The following is a 24,900-nucleotide window of genomic DNA, read 5'->3' on the forward strand; positions in this document are numbered from 1 at the left end:
CAATGGAAATCAATAAACGTACCATCCTGTGGATCGTGTTCGCCATCTCGCTGGTCGTCCTGTGGAACGACTGGATGGTGTCCACCGGTAGGCAGTCGCTGTTCTCGCCGACGCAGCCGGCCAAGGTCGCCACCGCGCCGGCCCAGCAGCCGGCCGCCGTCAACGACTTGCCGAACGCCGCCACGCCGGCTGCGGTGCCGGGCGCAACCCCGGTCGCGGGCGCGCCGGCGCCGGTGCGCACCGAAATCGTCACCGTCACCACCGACGTCTATAAAGTCGACATCGACACCGCCGGCGGCGTGATCCGCCGCCTGGAACTGCTGAAGTACCGCGACAAGGTCGATCCGACCAAGAACCAGGTGCTGTTCCAGAACAACAATGGCCGCGTGTACCTGGCCCAGACCGGCCTGACCGGCAACAGCCCGGCCGGCCTGATGCCGAACCATAACACCGCGTTCACGGTGGCGCCGGGACCACGCACGCTGGACGGCAACAACCAGGTGCAGGTGGTGCTGGACGCAGAGCAGGGCGGCGTGCACCTGACCAAGACCTTCACGTTCAAGCGCAACGACTACGTGATCGACGTGCGCCACGACGTCAAGAACGTCGGCACCACGGCCGTGAGCCCGTCGCTGTACCTGCAGCTGCAGCACGACGGCAGCAAGCCGGAAGGCGACACCTATTTCAACAGCAGCTACACCGGCCCGACCCTGTACACCTCGCAGGACAAGTACCAGAAGCTGACCTTCGAAAAGATCCAGAAGCACACCGCCGAGCACTCGACCAAGGCCACCGACGGCTGGATCGCGATCTCGCAGCACTTCTTCGTCTCGGCCTTCATCCCGGCCGACAAGCTGCCGCGCACGATCGAGACCGTCAGCTACGGTAACAACCTGTTCGCCATCAACACGCAGCTGCCGCTGGGCACCATCCAGCCGGGCGCCACCTTGTCGAACGCGGCGCGCCTGTACTCGGGCCCGCAGGAAGAGACGGCATTGGAAAAAGTCACGCCGGGCCTGGAACTGGTGCGCGACTACGGCTGGGCGACCATCATCGCCAAGCCGATCTTCTGGACCATGGATCAATTGCACCAGATGATCGGCAACTGGGGCTGGACCATCATCGCCTTCACCATCCTGATCAAGCTGCTGTTCTTCCCGCTGTCCGCCGCCGGCTACCGCAGCATGGCCAAGATGAAGACCGTGACGCCGAAGATGCAGGCGATCCGCGAGCGCTACAAGGATGACCCGGTCAAGATGCAGCAGGAAACCATGGCGCTGTACAAGACCGAGAAGATCAATCCGCTGGGCGGCTGCCTGCCGATCCTGGTGCAGATGCCGGTGTTCCTGGCGCTGTACTGGGTGCTGCAGGCCGCGGTCGAGATGCGCGGCGCCTCGTGGGGCTGGGTGCCGGACCTGACCCAGAAGGACCCGTTCTTCATCCTGCCGATCCTGTACGCGATCTCGATGTTCATCACGCAGCGCCTGAACCCGCAGCCGGCCGACCCGATGCAGGCCAAGATGATGATGTTCATGCCGCTGGCGTTCTCGGTGATCTTCCTGTTCTTCCCGGCCGGCCTGGTGCTGTACTGGGTGGTGAACAACCTGATCTCGATGGCGCAGCAGTACGTGATCACCAAGAAGTTCGCGCCGGCGAAGTAGCCGCTGTCCGCTTGCTTCGAAAAGGCCCGTGCTTGCACGGGCTTTTTTATTTTAATGATCGCTGGCGTATCTTGAACCGCCGGCAGATGAGACCACCAGCGTGCCTGGGACCACCGGCAGATGAGCCGTCGTCCCCGCGCAGGCGCATTACTGTCCAAGATAGTAGTGCTGGCCTAAAGACCGTCGTCCCCGCGCAGGCGGGGACCCATGCTGAGCATCCAAAGCTGGTATTTCTGAAATATTCCAGTTGCTTTAATGGTAACGAATTCTGTTGCTCAGTATGGGTCCCCGCCTGCGCGGGGACGACGTTGAAGGGCGGCGCGTCGTATTCAGGTTGCCGACTTCACCATGTCCGTGCCCGACCCCTCGCTCTTCCCGGCTCGCAATCCACTACAATCCCACCCATGAAACTCGACACCTCCCCCATCGCCGCCATCGCCACCGCTCCCGGCCGCGGCGGCATCGGCGTCGTGCGCGCGTCCGGCAAGTCGCTGGCGGCGCTGATCGACGCCCTGTTTCCGAATACCCGACTGGCCCCGCGCCACGCCACCTATATCCCGTTCAAGGCCGCCGACGGCAGCGTCATCGACGAAGGCCTGGCCCTGTATTTCAAGGCGCCGCATTCGTACACCGGCGAAGACGTGCTGGAGCTGCAGGGCCACGGGGGCCCGGTGGTGCTGCGCATGCTGCTGGCACGCGTGCTGGAAGCCGGCGTCGATCTCGACCTGCGCCTGGCCGAGCCGGGCGAATTCACCCGGCGCGCCTTTTTGAACGACAAGCTCGACCTGGCCCAGGCCGAAGCGGTGGCCGACCTGATCGACGCCTCCACCGAAGCGGCGGCCAAGTCCGCCTCGCAATCGCTGTCGGGCGCGTTTTCCCAGGTGGTGCACCGGCTGGTCGAGCAGACCATCAACCTGCGCATGCTGGTCGAGGCCACGCTCGACTTCCCGGAAGAGGAGATCGACTTCCTGGAAAAATCGAATGCGCGCGGCCAGCTGGCCGGCATCGTCGAATCGCTGGAACACGTGTTCCGCCAGGCGGCGCAGGGCGCACTGCTGCGCGAGGGCCTGAACGTGGTGTTGGTCGGCCAGCCGAACGTCGGCAAGTCCTCGCTGCTGAACGCGCTGGCCGGCGCCGACGTGGCGATCGTCACGCCGATCGCCGGCACCACGCGCGACAAGGTCAGCGAAACCATCCAGGTCGAGGGCATCCCGCTGAACATCGTCGACACCGCCGGCATCCGCGCCATCGACGAGGGCGTCGACGTGGTCGAGCGCATCGGCATCGAGCGCACCTGGGGAGAGGTCGGCAAGGCCGACGTGATCCTGCACCTGCTGGACGCCGGCCTCGGCCCGGCCAGGGCCGACGAAGAGATCGTGGCCGCGTTTCCGCCGGCCGTGCCGGTGGTGCGTATCTGGAACAAGATCGATTTGTCCGGCCACAAGCCGTCGGTGGACCAGGGGCCGGACGCGACCCACATCTACCTGTCCGCGCATGAAAAGATCGGCATCGACCTGCTGCGCGCCGAACTGCTGCGCATCGCCGGCTGGCAGCAGACCGGCGAATCGCTGTACCTGGCGCGCGAGCGTCATTTGACTGCCCTGCGCGCGGCGCGCGAACATTTGCACCTGGCCGGCCAGCATGCAGCCCAGGACGACCAGTCGCTCGACCTGTTCGCCGAAGAGCTGCGCCTGGCGCAGGACCAGCTGTCCAGCATCACCGGGCAATTCACGCCGGACGATCTGCTGGGGGTGATCTTCAGCCGCTTCTGCATCGGCAAGTGAGTTTATGGCCGCAGCGCCGGGGCGGCAGCAGCGTCCTCTCCGCCGCCGGCGATCCACGGCGCCAACAACCCTTCGGCCCAGTCCATGAACGCCAGCGCACGCGCCGGCACATGGCGCCGCGTGGGATACACGAACGACACCGGCATCGGCGCCGGCCGGTACGCCGGCAGCACCTCCACCAGCACGCCGCTGCGCAAATGCTCGCGCATCCCGGCCTGCGGCGCCTGCACGATGCCGAGGCCGGCGAGGCAGGCCGCCTCGTAGGCCATGGTGCCGTTGACGGTGAGCGCGGCGCCCACCGCAGCCACCTGCGTGCGCTGCCCGTCGAACCATTCCCAGCCGGGCGCGCTGCCATCCAGCTGGGCGTCGTAGTGGACCACGCGGTGGCCGGCGAGATCGTCCAGCGACTGCGGCGTGCCGTACTGCGCCAGGTAGGCCGGACTGGCGCAGTTGACCAGGCGGTAGCTGCCCAGCGGGCGCGCCACCAGCGAGGAATCGCGCAGGGCGCCGGCGCGCAGCACCACGTCGTAGCCTTCGCGGATCACGTCGACGCGACGGTCGGCGGTGCCGAGGTCGACCGCCAGCAGCGGGTGCCTGGCCATGAATTCGCCGAGGCGCGGCAAGATCACCTTGGAGGCGATCGATACCGACATGTCCACCCGCAGGCGGCCGGTGAGCGCTTCGCCGCCGCCGCGGAACATGGCGCGCAGCGCCTCGACATCCTGCAGCAGCTCGCGGCTGCGCGCGTAAAACGCTTGGCCTTCCTGGGTCATCTGCACGCGCCGGGTGGTCCGCTGCAGCAGGCGCGTGCCCAGCAATTGCTCGAGCTGGCGCACCGCCGCCGACACGGTGGCGTTGGGCAGGCCGAGCTGGCGCGCGGCGCCGCTGAAGCTTTCCAGTTCGGCGACGCGCAGGAAAATCTTGATGGTGTCGAGTTCGTTCATGGGCTCGGGATTCTTCGTGATTCCTGCAAAGTGCATTCGATTCCAGCCAGTTTATTGGCGATGCGCTGAAAAATATACTGGAGGCTTCCATCAACGAGGAGCCTGCAATGAACCAAGCGATCAACCGACGTATTGCCATCATCACCGGCGCCAGCCGCGGCCTGGGACGCAGCATGGCGCTGCACCTGGCGCAAACCGGTGTCGACATCGTTTTCACCTGGCAGCGCGACGAAGCGGCGGCGCAGGACACCGTCGCCGCCATCGAGGCGCTCGGCGCCAGGGCGCATGCGCTGCGCCTGGACGTGGCCGACGGCGCCTCGTACGCGCCGTTCGCCGCCGCGGTGCACGCGCTGCTGCAGGGCTGGGGACGCGACGGCGCCGACATCCTGGTCCACAACGCCGGCAGCGGCCTGCACGCGCCGCTGCTGGAGACCACCGAGGCGCAGTTCGACGCCATGGTCGCCATCCACGTCAAACCGGTGCTGTTCCTGACCCAGGCGCTGGCCCCGCTGCTGGCGGACGGTGCGCGCATCCTCAACATTTCCAGCGGCCTGGCTCGCTTCACGGTGCCGGGTGCGGGCGCGTACGCCGCGGCCAAGGGCGCGGTCGAGGTGCTGACGCGCTACCTGGCGCGCGAGCTGGCTTCCAGGAAGATTTCGGTGAACACGCTGGCGCCGGGCGCCATCGCCACCGATTTCAACGGCGGGCGCGTGCGCGACGATGCCGGCCTGAATGCCTGGGTGGCGGCGCAGACGGCGCTGGGACGCGCCGGCCTGCCGGACGACATCGGCGCCGCCGCGGCCGCCCTGCTGGCCGAGGGCAGCGGCTGGATCACCGGCCAGCGCATCGAAGCCTCGGGCGGCATGCTGCTCTGACATCGCCTCGATGTGCTACGCTCTGCCCATCTAGACAGGCAAGGCGAGGCGCGCATGGAAACGATACGGCAAGCGGCACACGAGCAGGCGGCACGCGAGCAGGCGGCAACGGCGGGCGTCACGCGGCGTCGCTTCGCGGGTGCGGTGGCGGCGCTGGTGGCCGGCGGCCTGCTGGCATCCTGCGCCAGCATCGTCGGGCCGCGCCGCGTCGAATTGCCGCAGGCGCGCCTGCAGGCCGGCCTGGAGCGCCGCTTCCCGCTGCACAACCGTATGCTGGAACTGTTCGACGTCCAGCTGACCCGGCCGCAACTGGCGATCATGCCGCAGAGCGACCGCGTCGGCCTCACGCTGGACGTGTCGGTGGCGCCGCCGTTCATGCGCCAGTCCTGGCGCGGCACCATGGGCCTGTCGGGGCGCCTGCTGCTGGACCCGGCGCGCAACGCCGTGTTCCTCACCGATACCCACGTCGACCGCTTCGACGTGAACGGGATCGACGCCGGCCAGTCGCGCGACCTCGGACGCGCGGCCGACCTGCTGGTGAACCAGCTGGTGCGCGACATGGCGGTGTACACCTTCCGCCCCGAAGACCTGCGCTACGCCGGCGTGCAGTTCGTGCCGACCCGGCTGGAGACGGCGCCCGGGGCGCTGTTCGTGACGCTCGAACCGGTGCGTTGACACCCCACGGTATTTTCCCGCGCCGCGCGGCCCTTGTCCTGGCTGCTATCATTTGCGGCATTCGGGTGGTCCGGCAACTGTTGTTTCTGCAGGATGGGTAACGGCCAGGGCGTTGCACAGCCGACGCAATGGGTGCACACTGAATCGCATGGAAGGGCCGGCAGCAAGCAATGGTCAAGCGGGGCTTGCGCTTTCTCATGCACACAGTGTTCCACTGAAGTAATCTCTGCGTTACTGACGTGTTGCCGGTAAGGGGGTAGCCTTGGAAACGATACAGGAAAGTGTGCCCGGCCAGGGCCTGGCGGTCGAGCCGACCGCCGCGGCATCGTCGGGAGGCGCCGCGCCGACACGGCAGAGCCTGCCGCCGAAGGGCTCGTGCTGGTACTGCGAAAAGCCGCTCGACAGCGTGCGCCGCTTCTGCGGCAAGCCGTGCGCCGATTCGTTCGACGAGGAAGCGGAATACACCCGTTGATCGGCCCCGGCAACCGGCTGCCGCTGGCGGCGCCGGCTGCCGCGCCGGTCACCATCATCGCGTGCGGCCGCGGCGCTCTTCGTCAGCCGGCCGCGCCGTGCCGTTTCAGCAGCGCCAGCGCGCCGTCGAAGTCGAAGGCATCGATCAAGCTTGCCAGTTCGCGGTAGCCGTGCTCCCCCAATTGCGCCGTCAATGCCGCCGCCGCGTCGCACACGAGGTCGACGGCGTCGCCGTTGCCGTCGTCGAGCAAACCGGCCAGGCGCGCCAGCACATCCCGGTCGTCGAATTGCCGCGCGGGCGCCGCCATGCGCACGGCGGCCTGCCTGGCGGCGTCCTGTGTTTCCAGCACGGTAGCGGGTACGGCGTCGAGTTCGCGCAGCACGCGCTCGAGGGCCCGTTCCAAGCGCGCCAGGTGCGGATAAGGATCGGCGCCATCGGCGCGCAGCACCTGTTCCAGCGCCTGCGCCGCACGCCGCAGCGGCACTGCCTCGATCAGTCCCGCCGCACCCTTGAGCGTGTGCGCCAGGCGCAGCGCCAGCGGTACGTCGCCGCCATCGAGGGCAGCGCGGATCCTGGCCGCCGCCGGGCGGTACTCGTTGCGGAAGCGCGCCAGCACGCGCGCGAGCAGGGCGCCGTCGCCCATCAGGCGCGCGATGGCGCCGGCATGGTCGATGTCCGCACCGGCGTCACCGCCAGCATGCTCGCCACCGTCGCCGGGCTGCGCAGGCGGTTCGGCCAAATCGTTCATGCCGGACACGTCACTTGGTGGTGAACGACCAGGTCTTGCCGACCGCGGCGCCGTTCAGCGTACCGATGAAGGTGACGTCGTAGATGGTGGCCGCCGCCAGCGGCGCCAGCGGGATGATGGCGACCGCGGACAGGTTGTGCCGCTGCAGCGGATTGCTGCTCGCCACCTGGTTGTCCACCTGGCGCGTCGCCAGGTCGGTGGTGGCGCCGCGCGGGCGCACCGTGAAGCTTTGTACCGCGATGACGTTGCTCAGGTTGGTTTGCAGGCTGATCGGGTAGCCGACCTCGTTCCGGTCCGGCACCGGATCCGGTTCTTCCGAATCGCTGAGAAAATTGACCTGCACCTGGGTCTGGCCATTGAAGGGCCAGGCGGCGAGGGCGCCGGCGGCCAGGCCGCTGCCCAGGCCGTTGTTGGCGGCGAAATCGGCGGTCAGGTAGTTGTAGCCGGCCGAAGTCGCCGCGGCGCCGCTGCCGATTTCCTTGAACTGCGGCTCGAACATGACGAAGCGGTGATAGATCGCCGTCACCAGTTCTTCCGCCATGGTGAAGCCGTTTTGCCTGGAACTGGCGGCGATCACCTCGCCGATGGCATTCGACCCGGTGAAGGTGTAGCCGGCCGCGCGCATGCGGTCGGCCAGCGCCGCACCGGTGAAGCCCTGCTTGCCGGCCTGCTGGTCGTGGGTGACCGTGTTGTTGATGCGCTGGTAATCCGAGTGGCCCTGGGCCGCGCTATCGATGATGGTGTTGTGTTCCAGCGTGGGCAGGCCGATCTGGCTGCGGCGGTAATTGATCCAGTTGCGGCCATCGGTGGCCACGTTGCCGGATAGCGCGGGCGCCGCGGCATCGGTGCCGGCGACGCCGGTGGCCGGCGTGGCGCTGGCGGCACTCGACGTCGTGCCGTTGCCGCTGCCGCCGCCCCCGCAGGCCGCCAGCGCCCAGGCGGCGACCAGGGCGCCGAGCATGCCCTTCGTGCGATGCATCTTGCTCATCATATCCACTCCAACGTGCGCCGCCAGCGGGGCAAAAGAGCCTCCATTCTAGGACAAATCGCGGATCGGCGATGGCGCCGCGCAGCGAATTCGAAACGCGCTTAAGTACATGTAAAATAAGCCAATATTTCACCTTCCGAGCAAACGATTTGAATCCCAGCCTCGCCCGCGCCAAGTTCGCCCTGCCCAGTTTCGTGACCCTGCTGTCGATCGCCTGCGGCTTCGGCAGCATCGTGATCTCGGTCGACAATGCCCAGGTGGGCGACCCCGCCGACTACCGCCTGGCCGCGATCCTGCTGGTGCTGGCCGGCGTGTTCGACGCGCTGGACGGCTTCGTGGCGCGTGCCACCAACACCCAGTCGGCCTTCGGCGTGCAGCTCGATTCGATCGCCGACGTGATGAACTTCGGCTGCGCGCCCGGCCTGCTGCTGTACTGCTACGGCTTCGCGCAGATGAGCGCGGCGCACCCGACCCTGGTGCGCATGGGCGGCCTGGCCTGCTTCGTGTTCGTCGCCTGCGGCGCGCTGCGCCTGGCGCGCTTCAACGTCATGGTCGGCAAGACCGACCCGCGCTACTTCGTCGGCATGCCGATCACCGCCGGCGCCGCCTGCGTGGCCTCGGTCGTGGTGGCCTGGCCGGACCCGATGGCGAGCATGGCGCAGGCCTTCATGGTGATGGCGCTGATGATCGGGGTCGGCACGCTAATGGTGTCGACGCTGCGCTTTCCCAGCTCGAAGCAGCCAAAATCGACGCTGCTCGCCGCGGTCGGCGTGTGCGTGGTCTTGCTGGCACTATTGCAGACGCGCTTCTTCGTGCTGTTCTTCGTGTTCTATATCGCCGCCACGCTGCTGCTGAACATGGCGTGGAAGGGCGGTTGGCGCGGCGTGGCGCCGCCCAAGGTGTTCGACGACGCCGACGATTGAACGTTCGCGTTACGCGAACTTGTCGAACAAGGCCGCCAGGCGCGCCGCGCTTTCCCTGGCTTCGTCAATGTCGGCCGCGTTGCCGGTATGGGTGACGATGCTGGCCGTCAGCAGCTGCACGAAGGAGCGGTCGAGCGCCTTGCGCGCGGCCGCCATCTGCTGCGCCACCGCCTCGCAATCGGACGGCGCGTCGGCCAGCGCCACCAGCTTCTGGATGCCGCGCAGCTGGCCTTCCACGCGCGCCAGGCGGTTGAGCAGGTCCTTTTTCTGCTGGGCGCTCAGGGCGCGCCCCTCGACGATCTTCAGCGAATCGGGCATGGGAGAATAAGGTTCAAGCGACTTCGTGGCCGCGCGCCGCGCGCAGGATCGCGAACCAGTCGGTGCGCGCCAGCTGGAAGCCGGCGCCGGCCACCGCCACCTTGATCGCCTCGATGCGTCCGGAGCCGGTCAGCGGGATCGGGCGCGACGGCAGCTGCATGATCCAGGCGAAGACCACGCTGGCGAACGGCTGGTGCAGGCGATCGGCGATTTCCTTGATCACCAGGCGCAGTTGTTCGGCGCCGGCATCGTTGGCGCTGAACAGGCGGCCGCCGCCCAGCGGCGACCAGATCATCGGCGCCACGCCCCGGTCCTGCAGGCCGTCGAAGGTCTCGTCGAACAGCGGCGCTACGTGCAGCGGCGAGAACTCGACCTGGTTGGTGGCGAGCCGGATGCGGCGGTCGAGCGATTCGAACTGGTGGCGGCTGAAGTTCGACACGCCGAAGTGCAGCACCTTGCCGGCCTCGCGCAGGCGCGTGAAGGCGCCGGCGACTTCGTCGAAATCCATCAGCGGGTCGGGACGGTGGATCAGCAGCAGGTCGAGGCGGTCGGTGTGCAGCTGGCGTAGCGATTCCTCGGCCGAGGCGATGATGTGGGCGACAGTCGTGTCGTAGTGCTGGATGGTGTGCTGCGGGCGCTTGCCGGAAACGAGCTTGATGCCGCACTTGCTGACCAGCTGAATGCGCGCGCGCAGCGATGGCTGCGCACGCAGCGCCTCGCCGAACAGGCCCTCGACGCCGTAGTTGCCGTAGATGTCGGCGTGGTCGAACGAGGTCACGCCGATGGCGATGCACTGCTCGATGAAGGCCACGCGCTGCTCGACCGTCATGCCCCAGTCGACCATGCGCCACATGCCGGCGACCACGCGCGACAGTTCGAGTCCGCCTTCGCGGGTCAGGATGCGCGGGCAGGACAGGTCGTGGGGGAGGGCGTGGGTCATGGGTGTGCTTTCAGGTGATCAGGTTGCAGAGATTGCATGATTATAGCGATGCCAACCATGTATCGCTGCCTCAAAACGTCGTTCCCGCGCAGGCGCACTGCTGTCCAAGATAATCGTTATCTCTGCTTTAACCCATAGCTCGTCGTCCCCGCGCAGGCGGGGACCCATACTGAGCAACAGAATTCATTACCATTGAAGCAACTGGAATATTTCAGAAATACCAACTGTGGATGCTCAGCATGGGTCCCCGCCTGCGCGGGGACGACGCTACGTGTGCTGCGATCGTCACTTCATCCACAAGCGCATCGAATCCCACGCCCGCCCGAACACCGACGCTTCCGGCACTTCCTCCAGCGCCACCACCGGCAGCGCCAGCAGCGGTTTGCCGTCCACCATCATCTTCAGCGTGCCGACGCGGCCGTTGCGCGGCAGCGGCGCCACCAGCGGGTCCTTGCGCTCCAGCACCGGCTTCATCTTTTGCGCCACGCCTTTCGGCACCGTCACCAGCACGTCGTTCAGGAAGCCGATCTTGACGGTCGATTTGGAACCCTTCCAGACTTCCGGGGTCTGGATCGCCTGGCCCTTCGAGTACAGCTTGACGGTGTCGAAGTTCTGGTAGCCCCAGTTCAGCAGCTTCTGGCTTTCCGCGGTGCGGTTGCCGTCCGAGGTGGCGCCGGACAGCACCGAGATCAGGCGGCGTTCGCCCGAGTTGCCGTTGGGGCGATGGGCCGAGGCGATCATACTGAAGCCCGAGGCTTCGGTGTGGCCGGTCTTCATGCCGTCCACGGTCGGGTCCAGCCACAGCAGGCGGTTGCGGTTCTGCTGCTTGATCTTGTTGTAGGTGAATTCCTTGACCGAGTCGATCTTGTAGAACTCGGGGAAGTCCTTGATCACGTGCGAGGCCAGTGTCGACAAATCGCGCGCGGTGGAAAAATTGTCCGGGCTGGGCAGGCCGTGCGGGTTGGCGAAGCGGGTGTTCGTCATGCCCATGCGCTGGGCCTGCTCGTTCATCAGGTGCACGAAGGTGGCCTCGTCGCCGGCCACCGCCTCGGCCAGCGCCACCGCCGCATCGTTGCCCGACTGGACCATCAGGCCGTACAGCAGGTCGTTCACCTTGACCGGGGTGGCCGGGTCGATGAACATCTTCGAGCTGCTGCCGTCGACCTTCCAGGCGCGCACCGACACGTTGACCATCTGGTCGAGCGTGAGCTTCTTGTCGCGCAGCGCGCCGAACACCACGTAGGCGGTCATGACCTTGGTCAGCGAGGCCGGTTCGATGCGCGCGTCCGGATCCTGCGAGGCGATGATCTGGCCGCTGGTGGCGTCCAGCAGCAGCCAGGAACGGGCGGCGATTTGCGGGGCCGGCACGGTCTGGGCGCTGGCGGCGGACATCAGGAGGGCACTGGCGGCGAGCGCCGCGATTAACTTTTTCATGGGAGCAAACGAGGTGAGCAGTAGAAGATGGGGCGCAATGCGCAGGCAGTGCTCAAAGGTTTCCCCTTGAGCATTGCCCAAGAAAAAGACAGTGAATTATAGGGCAGGGCCCGGACCACCGTCACGCCGCCACAGTTGCGCGACGAGATTTTTGATGTGCACGAGCTTGCGGTGGAAAAAATGGTCGGCGCCCGGGATCACGGTCACCGGGATGTCGAGCGGGCGCGCCCACTCGAACACCTGCGCCAGTGTGATGGTGTCGTCGAGTTCGCCGTGGATCAGGATGGTGTCGGGCGGGACCGGCGGCATCGGCCACTTGCCGGCGGCGGTGCCGACCAGCGCCAGCCGCTCGGCGGGGCGGCCCTGGGCGGTCAAGCGTTGCTGCAGCTGGGCCTGCACGAAGGTGCCGAACGAAAAGCCGCTCAAGGCCACCGGCAGGCCGGGGTACTGCTGCAGCATGTAATCGAACATGACTTCCATGTCGTCGACTTCGCCGCGGCCGTCGTCGTACACCCCTTCCGATGCGCCCACGCCGCGGAAGTTGAAGCGCGCCGTCACGTAGCCGAGGCCGACGAAGGCGCGCGCCAGCGTCTGCGCCACCTTGTTGTCCATGGTGCCGCCGTACAGCGGGTGAGGGTGCGCCACCAGGGCGATGCCGCGCGGCGTGCCGTCCTCGGGTTCGTCCAGCACGCATTCCATCTTGCCGGCGTGGCCGGTCAGGTAAAACTTTTGCGATTGCTTGTTCATGTGGGCGTCAGATTTTCAGGCGCTCGACCACTTCGCCCTTGCCGATGTGGCGGTCGATGATCTCGTCGATGTCCGCGTTGTCCACGTAGGTGTACCAGGTGCCTTGCGGGTAGACCACCAGCACCGGGCCTTCCTCGCAACGGTCCATGCAGCCGGCCTTGTTGATGCGCACGCGGCCGTGGCCGTTCAGGTCGAGTTCCTTGACGCGCTTCTTGGCGTGCTTTTGCGCGGCTTCGGCGCCGTGCGCGCCGCAGCTCTCGCGGCAATCCTTGCCCTCGCGCTCGTTCATGCAGAAGAACACGTGGTGCTCGTAATAGGGTTTGGTGTCGTTCATGTCGTTCTCGATTGGGTCAACGCGGCCGGTGTCCGCCATCGGCCACCATGATACGCCCTTATGCCGTGGGCTTCCGTCCGCTTAGGTTCACGGACGGTTCAGCCGGTGCGAGGGCAGCAGCAGGAACCACAGCGCGATGAAGGGCCATACCATGCCCAGGAACTGGGCCGCGCCATTGAAATTCAGGAACTGGCCCTGCTTCCAGGCCTGCAGCGTGGAGACGAAATACGGGTTGGCCGGGATCGTGTTGACCACCACCAGCGACAGCACCAGCGTCACCACCGCCAGCCGGCGCTGCGCCACCTGCGGCGCGAAGGCCAGGCCGGCCAGCATGATCAGGCCGATCAGGAAGCCGCCCTCGGCGCCCGGCGTGATCCACACCAGCGCATTCTCGGGCGTGAAGAACAGCGAGCTGGCCAGGGTCTTGGTCACCAGGCCGGTGCCGATCAGCGCCAGCACCAGCCACAGGCGCGGCGCGCCGCGCCGGGTCAGGCACAGCAGCGTCAGGGCGGCGCCGGCCATGCCGCAGGCGGTGATCACGGTCTCGGACAGCCAGTACTGCTCGACCGTGATGCCGGCGTCGCCGCGCAGCAGCATGACCAGGTCGATGTCGGTGTCGAGCCACTCGGACAGCCATTCCGACAGCAGCGGCAGCACTTGCCCGTTCCCGAACAGGAAACCCTGCGGATAGACCTGGGCCAGCGGCCACAGCGCGATCAGCACCAGGCCCTGGCTCGCATGCACCGAGAACCAGCGCCGCCGCAACTGGTACAGGCGGCCCTGGTCGAGCAGGCCGCGCGCCAGCAGCGCGCCGACGATCGCGCCGGCCAGGCAGCCGCCGGAGTTGGTGAGCAGGTCGAGGTTGGAGGGCACGCGGCTGGGCAGGAAGTTCTGCACCGTCTCCATCGTGCCCGAGATCAGGATGCCGCCCACGCCCGCCGCCAGCACCGCCAGGATGCCGCGCAGCGCCGGGTACAGCGACAGCACCAGCAGTGCGCCCAGCGGCATGTAGCCGACTACGTTGACCATCACGTCGAAGCCGGTCCAGTAGCGCTGCGGCTGCAGGTTCAGGAAAGCGAACGGCGACAGGCCGCTGCTGCGCCAGCCGGTGAACGGGAACCAGCTGGCGTACACGATCAGCAGGACATACGCCAGCAGGGCGGCGCGCGCCACCGGGGACGAGCGCGGGCCGTTGTCGTCCTCGGGGTCGGCGGGTGGAAGCGGGGCGGGCTGCACGGGAGAAGACTGCGCCGCCGCGGCGGGCGCCAGCGGCGCGGGCGGCTGCACGCCGTCTTGCCGTGCATCGCCTCCCTGCGCGCCGCCTTCGTGCGCGTCGCTCATCGGGATTGCAGGTTCAGCGCGCCGAGCCAGCCCACCATGTCGGCCGCGACCGCGTCGGTGCTGGCGGCCAGCGCGCGCGCGCCGCCGGCGGCATCCGCGCTGGGCGCGGGCGTGCTGCGCACGAAGCGCTTCTGGTCGACCAGGGTATGGCCCTTGAACAGGGAGGCGCGCACCGCCACCACGCCGGCGCTCTGGCTCACGCCGCTGAAATCGTGGACGAAATCGTCGACGTCGATGCGCAGGATCGGGATGCCGGCCGAGGCGTCGGTTTCCGACAGCACCTTGGCGCCCGACTGGCCGATGCGCGTCTTGATGCGCTGGGTCATCATCTGCAGCGGATTGGTGGTCCAGCGGCTGTTGGCGTAGGTGCGCGCCTGCAGCGGGTCGGCGTAGCTCAGGCGGTAGAACATGCGTTCGTTGTCGAGCGCGCTGGAGCCGGTGACGTCGGTGACCACCACCGCGTCGAGTGCGCCGGCGGCGGCGGGCGCGGCGCCTTGTGCGGCGAGCGGCGCCGCCGGGCCGAAGTCGAACTGGGTGGCCGGCGGCGCCTTGTTCGATGCGCAGCCGGCCAGCAGCAGGGAGAACAAGGCCGGCGCCCAGAGCAGCGGCGAACGCACGGCGGCCAGGGTACGGGACGGGGTCGGCATCGGAAGATTCCTTATTTGGTCGGTGGCACGAAGCCGGGTTCGCCGGGGCCGGGCTGGTTGGCCGGCGCGCCGAACAGGATGCTCTGCGGGCGCTCGCCCAGGCCGGTCACGGTGCGGCGCACGGCGCGCAGCGAGGTCTTGGCCTCGTCGGCCATCTCGACCACGTGCGGCAGCGTGTGCAGCTCGAGGTCGGCAGTGACGCCGCCGAGCGAATCGATGGCCGCGCCGACGCGCTCGACCGGGCCGCCCGGCGCCTGCAAGCTGCTGGCCAGGCGGTCGTAGTTCTGCACGGTGGCGGTGGCGCTGTCGGCCAGGCGGTTCACCGAGTTCATGGTCTGGTCCATCTTGCCGGCCAGCGCCGGCAGGCGCGCCAGGGTCGGCTGCAGCTGGCGCGGCACTTCGCCGAAGGCTTCGGCCGCCTTGCTGACGTTGTCGATCGCGCCGGCCAGCTTCTCGGCGTTCTGCTGGCTCAGCACGGTGTTCAGGCTGTCGGTGATGCGCTCGGTCTTTTCCAGGATCGCCAGGCCGCGCGTTTCCAGCTGGTCCAGCAGGCCCGGGCGCAGCGGGATGCGCGCCACGCGGCCCGGATCGCTCTTTAGCAGCGGCGAGCCGGTGCGGTCGTCGTCGAGCTGGATGAAGGCGATGCCGGTCACGCCCTGGTAGCCGAGCGAGGAAAAGGTGGTGGTGGTGACCGGCGCGCCGTCCTCGATCGACAGCTTGATCAAGATCTGCCCGGTCACGCGCGGGTCGAACACGATGTCGTCGACGCGCCCGACCTCGAGGCCGCGGTAGCGCACCGTGGCCTGCGGATTCAGGCCGGGAATGGTCTGGGTGGTGACGATCTCGTACGGGTGCGTCTCGGTGCGGTCGCGGTTCAGCCACAGGCCGACCAGGATCGCCGCCACCAGCAGCGCCACCGTGAAAAAACCGGTCATCAGGGCATACGATCTGTTTTCCATGTCAGTCTTCCGATTCCTTGCGCGCATAGCGCTCTTCGAGCACTTCCAGCGCGCGCTGGCCGCGCGGGCCGAGGAAAAATTGTTTGATGAATGGGTGTTTCACGCGCAGCACGTCGCACGAGGGGCCGACCGCGATCACGTGCTTCTCGGCCAGCACGGCGATGCGCGAGGACAGCGCGAACAGGCTGTCGAGGTCGTGGGTCACCATCACCACCGTCAGGTGCAGTTCGCTGTGCAGCGTCTGGATCAGCTCGACGAAGGTGTCGGACAGGTCCGGGTCGAGGCCGGCGGTCGGCTCGTCCAGGAACAGCAGTTGCGGCTCCAGCGCCAGCGCGCGCGCCAGCGCGGCGCGCTTGACCATCCCGCCCGACAGGTCCGAGGGCATCTTCTTGGCGTCGCCGATGGCGAGGCCGACCATGTCCATCTTGAGCAGCACGGCGTCGCGGATCACCGGCTCCGGCAGCGCCTTCAGTTCGCGCAGCGGCAGGGCGATGTTGTCGAACACCGTCAAGGCCGAGTACAGCGCGCCTTCCTGGAACAGCATGCCCCAGTGGTTGCGCATGCGCTGCAGCTGCTCCGGGCTGGCGCCGCTGACGTCCTCGCCGAACACCTTCACCGAACCGCTGGACGGCCGCTCCAGGCCCAGCATCTGGCGCAGCAACACCGTCTTGCCGGTGCCGGAGCCGCCGACGATGGACAGGATCTCGCCGCCGTAGATGTCGAGGTTCAGGTCCTGGTGCACGACCGTCTTGCCGAAGCGCGTCCACAGGTTGCGGATCTCGACCACCGGCGGGCCGACGTCTTCCTCGGGCTTGCGGTTCAGGCGCTGCGGCGCACGCGCCGGTTTGGCGGGATCGGCGTCCGGCTGGCGCTCGGGCTGCGGCGCGGCGTTCGGCTGGTCCATCAGAATCCCACTCCCGAAAACACGATCGCGAACACGGCGTCGGCCAGGATCACCACGGTGATCGCGGTGACCACCGAGGTGGTGGTGCCGCGTCCCAGGCTTTCGGTGTTCGGCTTGATGCGCAGGCCGAAGTGGCAGGACACCAGCGCGATCAGCATGCCGAAGGCGATGCCCTTGCCCATGCCGATGGTGTAGTTCACCAGCGGCACCGCCGACGGCAGTTTCTGGAAAAAGTAGCGCGCCGTCAGGCCGAGCTCGACCTTGGCCGACGCCATGCCGCCGATCAGGGCCATGGCGTCGGTCCAGACCACCAGCAGCGGCATGGCGACGGCGAGCGCCACCACCTTCGGCATGATCAGGCGGTAGCCGTGCGAGATGCCCATCACCAGCATGGCGTCGAGTTCCTCGGTCACCCGCATCACGCCCAGCTGCGCCGTGATCGACGAGCCGGAGCGGCCCGCGACCAGGATCGCCGCCAGCAGCGGCCCGAGTTCGCGGATGATGCTCATGCCGAGGATGTTGACCAGGTAGATGTCGCCGCCGAACATGCGCAGCTGCTGCGCCGACAGGTAAGAGAGCACCACGCCGATCAGGAAGCCGACCAGCGCCGTGATGCCGAGCGCCTGGAAGCCGGAGTGATAGATGTTGGCCGAGACTTCGCGCCACGGCCCGGTGATCGGATGGCGGATGAAGCGGCCGATGTCCTGGACCACCTGGCCGATCAGGGTGATCGCGCCGCGCATGTGCTCGAAGAAGGTCAGGACGCCGCGGCCCAGCGCGATCACCCAATTCAACGGGCTGGTGCGGGTGCGCGGCAATGCGTTCTTGCCGGCCTTTTCGACGCGCGCGAACAGGTCTTCCTGGCGCGGGTCCAGCAGCAAGCGGTCCGGCCGGCGCTTGCCCCAGGCATTCCAGAACATCTGGGCGCCGATGTGATCGAGGCTGGCGATGCCGGACAGGTCCCAGGTCAGGTCGTTCCCGCGCAGCGCATCGAGGGTCTTGTTGATCGCCTTGAGCGCCCCGCGCTGGCTCAGCGCATGTACCTGCCAAACGCCGTGCGCCACCACGGATCGCTCCGTACCGGTACTGGGATGTTCGATCGTTAATGTTGGCGCATTTTCACTCGGCATTGCAGGAGTGTAAAAGAGATTCGCCATGGGTGCCACCGGCGCGCCGCCTGGCGTGCTCAGGCCGCCAGGTGGCGGGCCTGGCGCGCCGGTGCGGCGGGTGCTGCTGTCGGCGCGGCCGGCGCGCTGGCCGGCTCGCTTGCCTTGGCCGCCGGCTTGTCCGCGCGCTGGCCATTCTGCTGGCCGGCATAGTCGCTGGCCAGCAGTTCGGCTGCCGCCTGCGGCGCCATGCCGCGCAGCTGCAGCCATTCCTGCACCAGTTTCGCCAGGCGTTCCAGGGCGATGCGGTGGGTGGCGTCGGTCCTGGTGTACAGCCAGTCGGACAAGGCCATGAAGTTGGCGAATGGCGCCTCGCCCAGGATGGCCTCGACCGTGTGCGCGAAGCGGCCCGAATTCGCCACCAGGTCCCAGTAGCGCGCGAAGCGTACCAGCCGCTGCATGGTCGAGAAGTCGATGCGGTCGGTGGCCAGCACGGTGTAGGGCGGGTACGGGTCGTACACCATGCCGTAGGGTTCGGTATGGCGGATGATCGGCGTGCCGCGCAGGCGTTTCAGGATGCCGAACTGGATCTCGTGCGGGCCGAGCGCCACCAGCTGGTCGAAGCCGCGCGCGAAGCTGTCCACGTCTTCTCCCGGCAGGCCGGCGATCAGGTCGACGTGCAGGTGGGCGTGCGAGTGTTCGGTCAGCCAGCGGATGTTGGCGGCAGCCTTGACGTTGTCCTGGCGCCGGCTCACCAGGGCCTGCACCTCTGGGTTGAAACTCTGGATGCCGATCTCGAACTGCAGCGCGCCGGGCGGGAAGCGGGCGATGGTTTCCTTGAGCGCTTCCGGCAGGTGGTCGGGCACCAGTTCGAAGTGGGCATACACCGGATCGCCGGGCGCCGCCGCCAGCTTGTCCAGGAAGAACTGCATGATGCGCTGGCTGGTCTTGACGTTCAGGTTGAAGGTGCGGTCGACGAATTTGTACAGGCGGGCGCCGCGCCGGTACAGGTCTTCCATCTCGGCCAGGAAGGTGTCAAGGCCGAATGGCCAGGCGGTCTTGTCCAGCGACGACAGGCAGAACTCGCACTTGAACGGGCAGCCGCGCGAGGCTTCCACATAGATGGTGCGGTGGGCGATGTCGTCGTCGCTGTAGAGGGAATAGGGCAGGGCGATGTCCGCCATCGGCGGCTGCACGCCGGCGTGCACCTTCATCAGCGGCTTGGGACCATGCAGGATCTCGCCGCACAGCTTGGGGAAGGTGACGTCGCCCCAGCCGGTGACGACGTAGTCGGCCAGGCGCACGATCTCTTGCTGGCCGGTCTCGTACGACACCTCGGGACCGCCCAATACCACCGTCACCTGCGGCGCGACGCGCTTGAGCATGGCGACGACCCGTGCGGTTTCCTCGACGTTCCATATATAGACGCCGAAGCCGACGATGCTGGGTGCGCGCGCCAGCAAGCGTTCGACCACGTCGGTGGTCTTGGCGCCGATGACGAATTCCATCAGCGCGGTCTGCTCCTTCAATGTGCCCATGTTCGCCAGCAAATAGCGTAGTCCGAGCGACGCGTGGGCATAGCGCGCATTCAGGGTGGCGAGCAGGATGGTCATGGCGGTGCGCTGGAGGGAGGAATAAAGCGGCCATTGTACGCGGGTGCACCGGCCGAATTCGATTGCGCAGGGCTTGCGGGAATGCTGCGGCCTTGATATCATTCTTTCCCTCGTCGAAAACGACGGTTGATCGAACGGTGCAGCAGTAGTTAAAGCCGTTGTTGACCGAAACGTTTCCGCGAGACGCGAAATAAAAGAAGTTGACGATGCAAACGAAACACTGCATAATCTCGCTTCTCTGCTGCTGACGAACAAAACGATTCGCAGAATGCAGCAAGGCAGGTCCGAATACGAGTTCTTTAACAATAAACAGTCGATAAGTGTGGGCGTTTGATGAAGGTGCCGGCAGTTGCGAAAGCGCTGCCGATTACTTAAATTATCAAGTGTTCACAAAAAAGAAATACGTTGCTCAGCAATGAGCGACGGTCAGTATTTTGAGTGAGCGACCCCTTGGTAACCCAAGGGTGGCAGCAATGCCAACAAACAGAGATTGAACTGAAGAGTTTGATCCTGGCTCAGATTGAACGCTGGCGGCATGCTTTACACATGCAAGTCGAACGGCAGCGCGGGGCAACCTGGCGGCGAGTGGCGAACGGGTGAGTAATATATCGGAACGTACCCAAGAGTGGGGGATAACGTAGCGAAAGTTACGCTAATACCGCATACGATCTATGGATGAAAGCGGGGGATCGCAAGACCTCGTGCTCCTGGAGCGGCCGATATCTGATTAGCTAGTTGGTGAGGTAAAGGCTCACCAAGGCGACGATCAGTAGCTGGTCTGAGAGGACGACCAGCCACACTGGGACTGAGACACGGCCCAGACTCCTACGGGAGGCAGCAGTGGGGAATTTTGGACAATGGGCGCAAGCCTGATCCAGCAATGCCGCGTGAGTGAAGAAGGCCTTCGGGTTGTAAAGCTCTTTTGTCAGGGAAGAAACGGTTGGGGCTAATATCTCCGGCTAATGACGGTACCTGAAGAATAAGCACCGGCTAACTACGTGCCAGCAGCCGCGGTAATACGTAGGGTGCGAGCGTTAATCGGAATTACTGGGCGTAAAGCGTGCGCAGGCGGTTTTGTAAGTCTGACGTGAAATCCCCGGGCTCAACCTGGGAATTGCGTTGGAGACTGCAAGGCTGGAGTCTGGCAGAGGGGGGTAGAATTCCACGTGTAGCAGTGAAATGCGTAGAGATGTGGAGGAACACCGATGGCGAAGGCAGCCCCCTGGGTCAAGACTGACGCTCATGCACGAAAGCGTGGGGAGCAAACAGGATTAGATACCCTGGTAGTCCACGCCCTAAACGATGTCTACTAGTTGTCGGGTTTTAATTAACTTGGTAACGCAGCTAACGCGTGAAGTAGACCGCCTGGGGAGTACGGTCGCAAGATTAAAACTCAAAGGAATTGACGGGGACCCGCACAAGCGGTGGATGATGTGGATTAATTCGATGCAACGCGAAAAACCTTACCTACCCTTGACATGTCAGGAAGCTCCGAGAGATTGGAGTGTGCCCGAAAGGGAGCCTGAACACAGGTGCTGCATGGCTGTCGTCAGCTCGTGTCGTGAGATGTTGGGTTAAGTCCCGCAACGAGCGCAACCCTTGTCATTAGTTGCTACGAAAGGGCACTCTAATGAGACTGCCGGTGACAAACCGGAGGAAGGTGGGGATGACGTCAAGTCCTCATGGCCCTTATGGGTAGGGCTTCACACGTCATACAATGGTACATACAGAGGGCCGCCAACCCGCGAGGGGGAGCTAATCCCAGAAAGTGTATCGTAGTCCGGATCGCAGTCTGCAACTCGACTGCGTGAAGTTGGAATCGCTAGTAATCGCGGATCAGCATGCCGCGGTGAATACGTTCCCGGGTCTTGTACACACCGCCCGTCACACCATGGGAGCGGGTTTTACCAGAAGTAGGTAGCTTAACCGCAAGGGGGGCGCTTACCACGGTAGGATTCGTGACTGGGGTGAAGTCGTAACAAGGTAGCCGTATCGGAAGGTGCGGCTGGATCACCTCCTTTCTAGAGTAGCACCAAGAGCGAAAGCTCTGTCATCAAGCGTCCACGCTTATCGGCTGTTGAACAGTAAAGAACAGTGTTTCGGGGCTGTAGCTCAGCTGGTTAGAGCACCGTGTTGATAACGCGGGGGTCGTTGGTTCGAGTCCAACCAGCCCTACCAAGTTGTCGCCGGGTAGCACGTACCGGGGGATTAGCTCAGCTGGGAGAGCACCTGCTTTGCAAGCAGGGGGTCGTCGGTTCGATCCCGTCATCCTCCACCAAAAGTTCAAACGTAAGCGATGCGAGAGCATGCGTTTAGGTTTGGTCTTTTCGAGATCACTGTTTTTTCGTTCTTTAACAATCTGGAAGAAGTAAAGTTTTCTTTAAGCGTGTAGTTGGTCGAAAGATCAAATGCACACTTAGGGTAGTAATCTGTATGTATCAACAAACAAAGTAAGCTGAACTCTTGTAATTATGACGTTCCCTGACACTCATGCAGGGGCCAACGTTATAGGGACAAGTGAATAAGTGCACATGGTGGATGCCTTGGCGATTACAGGCGATGAAGGACGTAGTAGCTTGCGATAAGCTGCGGGGAGCTAGCAAACGAGCTTTGATCCGCAGATTTCCGAATGGGGAAACCCGGCCTTATAGGTCATCGTACACTGAATACATAGGTGTACGAAGCGAACGCGGCGAACTGAAACATCTAAGTAGCTGCAGGAAAAGAAATCAACCGAGATTCCCAAAGTAGTGGCGAGCGAAATGGGATGAGCCTTGTACGCGATAGTCGATCGGATAGTGGAACGGATTGGAAACTCCGGCCATAGCGGGTGATAGCCCCGTACATGAAATCCGAACGGTGATACTAAGCGTACGACAAGTAGGGCGGGACACGAGAAATCCTGTCTGAAGATGGGGGGACCATCCTCCAAGGCTAAATACTCGTAATCGACCGATAGTGAACCAGTACCGTGAGGGAAAGGCGAAAAGAACCCCGGGAGGGGAGTGAAATAGATCCTGAAACCGTGTGCATACAAACAGTCGGAGCCCCTTCGTGGGGTGACGGCGTACCTTTTGTATAATGGGTCAGCGACTTACATTCAGTGGCGAGGTTAACCGGATAGGGGAGCCGTAGAGAAATCGAGTCCGAACAGGGCGACAGTCGCTGGGTGTAGACCCGAAACCAGGTGATCTACCCATGGCCAGGATGAAGGTGCGGTAACACGCCCTGGAGGTCCGAACCCACTAATGTTGAAAAATTAGGGGATGAGCTGTGGGTAGGGGTGAAAGGCTAAACAAACCTGGAAATAGCTGGTTCTCTCCGAAAACTATTTAGGTAGTGCCTCAAGTATCACCATCGGGGGTAGAGCACTGTTATGGCTAGGGGGTCATTGCGACTTACCAAACCATTGCAAACTCCGAATACCGATGAGTGCGAGCTTGGGAGACAGACGTCGGGTGCTAACGTCCGGCGTCAAGAGGGAAACAACCCAGACCGCCAGCTAAGGTCCCAAAGATTGGCTAAGTGGAAAACGAAGTGGGAAGGCTAAAACAGTCAGGATGTTGGCTTAGAAGCAGCCATCATTTAAAGAAAGCGTAATAGCTCACTGATCGAGTCGTCCTGCGCGGAAGATGTAACGGGGCTAAGCCAGTCACCGAAGCTGCGGATATCCTTTATTGGATATGGTAGGAGAGCGTTCCGTAAGCCTGAGAAGGTGTCTTGTAAAGGATGCTGGAGGTATCGGAAGTGCGAATGCTGACATGAGTAGCGATAATGCGGGTGAAAAGCCCGCACGCCGTAAGCCCAAGGTTTCCTGTTCAACGTTCATCGGAGCAGGGTGAGTCGGCCCCTAAGGCGAGGCAGAGATGCGTAGCTGATGGGAAGCAGGTTAATATTCCTGCACCGTCGTATGATGCGATGGGGGGACGGATCGCGGAAGGTTGTCCAGCTGTTGGAATAGCTGGTTTCTGGTTCATAGAAGGCGCTTAGGCAAATCCGGGCGCAGGATTCAAGGGACTGGGACGTGTAGCCATGTGCTACGAAGCAATCGGAAGTGGTTCCAAGAAAAGCCTCTAAGCTTCAGTCATACGAGACCGTACCGCAAACCGACACAGGTGGGCGAGATGAGTATTCTAAGGCGCTTGAGAGAACTCGGGAGAAGGAACTCGGCAAATTGGTACCGTAACTTCGGGAAAAGGTACGCCCCGGTAACTTGACTGCTTTGCTGCAGAAGGGTGAAAGGGTTGCAATAAACTGGTGGCTGCGACTGTTTAATAAAAACACAGCACTCTGCAAACACGAAAGTGGACGTATAGGGTGTGACGCCTGCCCGGTGCTGGAAGATTAAATGATGGGGTGCAAGCTCTTGATTGAAGTCCCAGTAAACGGCGGCCGTAACTATAACGGTCCTAAGGTAGCGAAATTCCTTGTCGGGTAAGTTCCGACCTGCACGAATGGCGTAACGATGGCCACACTGTCTCCTCCCGAGACTCAGCGAAGTTGAAATGTTTGTGATGATGCAATCTACCCGCGGCTAGACGGAAAGACCCCATGAACCTTTACTGTAGCTTTGCATTGGACTTTGAACCAATCTGTGTAGGATAGGTGGGAGGCTTTGAAGCGGGGACGCCAGTTCTCGTGGAGCCATCCTTGAAATACCACCCTGGTTTGTTTGAGGTTCTAACCTTGGCCCGTGATCCGGGTCGGGGACAGTGCATGGTAGGCAGTTTGACTGGGGCGGTCTCCTCCTAAAGTGTAACGGAGGAGTTCGAAGGTACGCTAGGTACGGTCGGACATCGTGCTAATAGTGCAATGGCATAAGCGTGCTTAACTGCGAGACCGACAAGTCGAGCAGGTACGAAAGTAGGACATAGTGATCCGGTGGTTCTGTATGGAAGGGCCATCGCTCAACGGATAAAAGGTACTCTGGGGATAACAGGCTGATTCCTCCCAAGAGTTCATATCGACGGGGGAGTTTGGCACCTCGATGTCGGCTCATCACATCCTGGGGCTGTAGCCGGTCCCAAGGGTATGGCTGTTCGCCATTTAAAGTGGTACGTGAGCTGGGTTTAAAACGTCGTGAGACAGTTTGGTCCCTATCTGCCGTGGGCGTTGGAAATTTGAAGGGGGCTGCTCCTAGTACGAGAGGACCGGAGTGGACGAACCTCTGGTGTACCGGTTGTCACGCCAGTGGCATTGCCGGGTAGCTAAGTTCGGAAGAGATAACCGCTGAAAGCATCTAAGCGGGAAACTCGCCTTGAGATGAGATTTCCCGGAGCCTTGAGCTCCTTGAAGGGTCGTTCGAGACCAGGACGTTGATAGGCTGGGTGTGGAAGTGCAGTAATGCATTAAGCTAACCAGTACTAATTGCCCGTACGGCTTGTCCCTATAACCTTGGCAGTCATGCCAAAGACGAGGGTTCGGCTGTTTGTTGATACAGGCAACACCACAGATTACAGAAAATACTTCTTCCAGATTCAGGGTGGC

General features: G+C 64.1%; 20 protein-coding genes, 2 tRNA genes and 2 rRNA genes. 10 read left to right on the forward strand and 14 right to left on the reverse strand.

The features are described from left to right. The first annotated feature begins 2 nt into the window (after nt 1-2). Together yidC and mnmE are read left to right on the forward strand one after the other, a co-directional pair. Nucleotides 3-1,661 (forward strand): membrane protein insertase YidC, encoded by a 1,659-nt coding sequence (yidC, locus tag HH212_RS09515; RefSeq protein WP_170202264.1) that lies wholly within the window; start codon nt 3-5, stop codon nt 1,659-1,661. A gap of 404 nt (nt 1,662-2,065) precedes the next feature. Next, nucleotides 2,066-3,445, forward strand: a complete 1,380-nt coding sequence (gene mnmE / locus HH212_RS09520) for a tRNA uridine-5-carboxymethylaminomethyl(34) synthesis GTPase MnmE (RefSeq protein ID WP_170202265.1) — start codon at nt 2,066-2,068, stop codon at nt 3,443-3,445. 2 nt (nt 3,446-3,447) lie between these two features. On the opposite strand, the gene HH212_RS09525 is transcribed toward mnmE, so the two are convergent. Next, nucleotides 3,448-4,389: a LysR family transcriptional regulator gene (locus tag HH212_RS09525; RefSeq protein WP_170202266.1), complete on the reverse strand. Its 942-nt coding sequence runs from the start codon at nt 4,387-4,389 to the stop codon at nt 3,448-3,450. 107 nt (nt 4,390-4,496) lie between these two features. Here HH212_RS09525 and HH212_RS09530 point away from each other — a divergent pair, with 107 nt between their 5' ends. The 3 genes from HH212_RS09530 to HH212_RS09540 all read left to right on the forward strand — a co-directional run bounded on the left by HH212_RS09530 (nt 4,497) and on the right by HH212_RS09540 (nt 6,411). Then, nucleotides 4,497-5,264, forward strand: a complete 768-nt coding sequence (locus tag HH212_RS09530) for an SDR family NAD(P)-dependent oxidoreductase (protein WP_170202267.1) — start codon at nt 4,497-4,499, stop codon at nt 5,262-5,264. Between the two features lie 54 nt (nt 5,265-5,318). Then, nucleotides 5,319-5,939, forward strand: a complete 621-nt coding sequence (locus HH212_RS09535; RefSeq protein WP_170202268.1) for a DUF1439 domain-containing protein — start codon at nt 5,319-5,321, stop codon at nt 5,937-5,939. A 262-nt stretch (nt 5,940-6,201) separates the two neighbouring features. Then, nucleotides 6,202-6,411, forward strand: coding sequence for a hypothetical protein (locus HH212_RS09540; RefSeq protein ID WP_169433512.1), 210 nt, complete (start codon nt 6,202-6,204; stop codon nt 6,409-6,411). Nucleotides 6,412-6,493: 82 nt separating this feature from the next. On the opposite strand, the gene HH212_RS09545 is transcribed toward HH212_RS09540, so the two are convergent. Further along, on the reverse strand, nt 6,494-7,159 hold the full coding sequence (locus HH212_RS09545; RefSeq protein WP_170202269.1) for an Hpt domain-containing protein: 666 nt from the start codon (nt 7,157-7,159) through the stop codon (nt 6,494-6,496). A 10-nt stretch (nt 7,160-7,169) separates the two neighbouring features. Then, nucleotides 7,170-8,150, reverse strand: a complete 981-nt coding sequence (locus HH212_RS09550; RefSeq protein WP_229217648.1) for a CAP domain-containing protein — start codon at nt 8,148-8,150, stop codon at nt 7,170-7,172. Between the two features lie 146 nt (nt 8,151-8,296). Here HH212_RS09550 and pssA point away from each other — a divergent pair, with 146 nt between their 5' ends. After that, the gene (pssA, locus tag HH212_RS09555; protein WP_229217649.1) at nt 8,297-9,070 is read left to right on the forward strand and encodes a CDP-diacylglycerol--serine O-phosphatidyltransferase; all 774 of its coding nucleotides are present in this window, start codon (nt 8,297-8,299) and stop codon (nt 9,068-9,070) included. A 9-nt stretch (nt 9,071-9,079) separates the two neighbouring features. On the opposite strand, the gene HH212_RS09560 is transcribed toward pssA, so the two are convergent. From HH212_RS09560 to HH212_RS09610, 11 genes are all read right to left on the reverse strand, one after another. Continuing rightward, complete coding sequence (locus HH212_RS09560; RefSeq protein ID WP_170202271.1) at nt 9,080-9,388, reverse strand: metal-sensitive transcriptional regulator; 309 nt, start codon at nt 9,386-9,388, stop codon at nt 9,080-9,082. A gap of 13 nt (nt 9,389-9,401) precedes the next feature. Further along, complete coding sequence (locus HH212_RS09565) at nt 9,402-10,328, reverse strand: aldo/keto reductase (protein WP_170202272.1); 927 nt, start codon at nt 10,326-10,328, stop codon at nt 9,402-9,404. Nucleotides 10,329-10,613: 285 nt separating this feature from the next. After that, the gene (locus tag HH212_RS09570; protein ID WP_170202273.1) at nt 10,614-11,762 is read right to left on the reverse strand and encodes a D-alanyl-D-alanine carboxypeptidase family protein; all 1,149 of its coding nucleotides are present in this window, start codon (nt 11,760-11,762) and stop codon (nt 10,614-10,616) included. Nucleotides 11,763-11,858: 96 nt separating this feature from the next. Further along, complete coding sequence (locus HH212_RS09575; protein ID WP_170202274.1) at nt 11,859-12,509, reverse strand: alpha/beta hydrolase; 651 nt, start codon at nt 12,507-12,509, stop codon at nt 11,859-11,861. Nucleotides 12,510-12,516: 7 nt separating this feature from the next. Then, the gene (locus tag HH212_RS09580) at nt 12,517-12,843 is read right to left on the reverse strand and encodes a (2Fe-2S) ferredoxin domain-containing protein (protein ID WP_170202275.1); all 327 of its coding nucleotides are present in this window, start codon (nt 12,841-12,843) and stop codon (nt 12,517-12,519) included. Nucleotides 12,844-12,930: 87 nt separating this feature from the next. Further along, the gene (locus HH212_RS09585; protein WP_170202276.1) at nt 12,931-14,184 is read right to left on the reverse strand and encodes a VanZ family protein; all 1,254 of its coding nucleotides are present in this window, start codon (nt 14,182-14,184) and stop codon (nt 12,931-12,933) included. Beyond that, nucleotides 14,181-14,831, reverse strand: a complete 651-nt coding sequence (locus HH212_RS09590; protein ID WP_170202277.1) for an ABC-type transport auxiliary lipoprotein family protein — start codon at nt 14,829-14,831, stop codon at nt 14,181-14,183. The genes HH212_RS09585 and HH212_RS09590 overlap by 4 nt, the downstream gene beginning before the upstream one ends. Before the next feature lie 11 nt (nt 14,832-14,842). Continuing rightward, nucleotides 14,843-15,790, reverse strand: a complete 948-nt coding sequence (locus HH212_RS09595) for an MlaD family protein (protein WP_170202278.1) — start codon at nt 15,788-15,790, stop codon at nt 14,843-14,845. A gap of 1 nt (nt 15,791) precedes the next feature. Continuing rightward, a complete protein-coding gene (locus HH212_RS09600; protein WP_170202279.1) occupies nt 15,792-16,694 on the reverse strand; it encodes an ABC transporter ATP-binding protein in 903 nt (300 codons plus the stop codon). After that, a complete protein-coding gene (locus HH212_RS09605) occupies nt 16,694-17,824 on the reverse strand; it encodes an MlaE family ABC transporter permease (protein WP_170202280.1) in 1,131 nt (376 codons plus the stop codon). The genes HH212_RS09600 and HH212_RS09605 overlap by 1 nt, the downstream gene beginning before the upstream one ends. A 56-nt stretch (nt 17,825-17,880) precedes the next feature. Continuing rightward, a complete protein-coding gene (locus HH212_RS09610; protein ID WP_170202281.1) occupies nt 17,881-19,413 on the reverse strand; it encodes a B12-binding domain-containing radical SAM protein in 1,533 nt (510 codons plus the stop codon). Nucleotides 19,414-19,905: 492 nt separating this feature from the next. Between HH212_RS09610 and HH212_RS09615 the strand changes: the two genes are divergently transcribed. The 4 genes from HH212_RS09615 (at nt 19,906) to HH212_RS09630 (ending at nt 24,801) form a co-directional block, all read left to right on the forward strand. After that, nucleotides 19,906-21,434 (forward strand): 16S ribosomal RNA (locus HH212_RS09615). 80 nt (nt 21,435-21,514) lie between these two features. Then, nucleotides 21,515-21,591: transfer RNA gene (locus tag HH212_RS09620), tRNA-Ile, on the forward strand. A gap of 24 nt (nt 21,592-21,615) precedes the next feature. Then, nucleotides 21,616-21,691: transfer RNA gene (locus HH212_RS09625), tRNA-Ala, on the forward strand. Between the two features lie 233 nt (nt 21,692-21,924). After that, nucleotides 21,925-24,801: ribosomal RNA gene (locus HH212_RS09630) — 23S ribosomal RNA — on the forward strand. Together the 16S and 23S rRNA genes with 2 tRNA genes alongside form the textbook arrangement of a ribosomal RNA operon. The last annotated feature ends 99 nt before the right edge of the window (nt 24,802-24,900 follow it).

The sequence above is a fragment of the Massilia forsythiae genome, assembly GCF_012849555.1.
In the GTDB taxonomy this organism is placed as follows: Bacteria; Pseudomonadota; Gammaproteobacteria; order Burkholderiales; family Burkholderiaceae_D; genus Telluria; species Telluria forsythiae.

What these genes read in the sequence shown, in the direction of transcription:
- HH212_RS09585 (WP_170202276.1), bottom strand. Translation starts at nt 14,184, where the DNA reads ATGAGCGACGCGCACGAAGGCGGCGCGCAGGGAGGCGATGCACGGCAA.
- yidC (WP_170202264.1), top strand. Translation starts at nt 3, where the DNA reads ATGGAAATCAATAAACGTACCATCCTGTGGATCGTGTTCGCCATCTCG.
- mnmE (WP_170202265.1), top strand. Translation starts at nt 2,066, where the DNA reads ATGAAACTCGACACCTCCCCCATCGCCGCCATCGCCACCGCTCCCGGC.
- HH212_RS09550 (WP_229217648.1), bottom strand. Translation starts at nt 8,150, where the DNA reads ATGATGAGCAAGATGCATCGCACGAAGGGCATGCTCGGCGCCCTGGTC.
- HH212_RS09545 (WP_170202269.1), bottom strand. Translation starts at nt 7,159, where the DNA reads ATGAACGATTTGGCCGAACCGCCTGCGCAGCCCGGCGACGGTGGCGAG.
- HH212_RS09600 (WP_170202279.1), bottom strand. Translation starts at nt 16,694, where the DNA reads ATGGACCAGCCGAACGCCGCGCCGCAGCCCGAGCGCCAGCCGGACGCC.
- HH212_RS09535 (WP_170202268.1), top strand. Translation starts at nt 5,319, where the DNA reads ATGGAAACGATACGGCAAGCGGCACACGAGCAGGCGGCACGCGAGCAG.
- HH212_RS09595 (WP_170202278.1), bottom strand. Translation starts at nt 15,790, where the DNA reads ATGGAAAACAGATCGTATGCCCTGATGACCGGTTTTTTCACGGTGGCG.
- HH212_RS09580 (WP_170202275.1), bottom strand. Translation starts at nt 12,843, where the DNA reads ATGAACGACACCAAACCCTATTACGAGCACCACGTGTTCTTCTGCATG.
- HH212_RS09605 (WP_170202280.1), bottom strand. Translation starts at nt 17,824, where the DNA reads ATGCCGAGTGAAAATGCGCCAACATTAACGATCGAACATCCCAGTACC.
- HH212_RS09570 (WP_170202273.1), bottom strand. Translation starts at nt 11,762, where the DNA reads ATGAAAAAGTTAATCGCGGCGCTCGCCGCCAGTGCCCTCCTGATGTCC.
- HH212_RS09565 (WP_170202272.1), bottom strand. Translation starts at nt 10,328, where the DNA reads ATGACCCACGCCCTCCCCCACGACCTGTCCTGCCCGCGCATCCTGACC.
- HH212_RS09575 (WP_170202274.1), bottom strand. Translation starts at nt 12,509, where the DNA reads ATGAACAAGCAATCGCAAAAGTTTTACCTGACCGGCCACGCCGGCAAG.
- HH212_RS09610 (WP_170202281.1), bottom strand. Translation starts at nt 19,413, where the DNA reads ATGACCATCCTGCTCGCCACCCTGAATGCGCGCTATGCCCACGCGTCG.
- HH212_RS09525 (WP_170202266.1), bottom strand. Translation starts at nt 4,389, where the DNA reads ATGAACGAACTCGACACCATCAAGATTTTCCTGCGCGTCGCCGAACTG.
- HH212_RS09590 (WP_170202277.1), bottom strand. Translation starts at nt 14,831, where the DNA reads ATGCCGACCCCGTCCCGTACCCTGGCCGCCGTGCGTTCGCCGCTGCTC.
- HH212_RS09560 (WP_170202271.1), bottom strand. Translation starts at nt 9,388, where the DNA reads ATGCCCGATTCGCTGAAGATCGTCGAGGGGCGCGCCCTGAGCGCCCAG.
- HH212_RS09530 (WP_170202267.1), top strand. Translation starts at nt 4,497, where the DNA reads ATGAACCAAGCGATCAACCGACGTATTGCCATCATCACCGGCGCCAGC.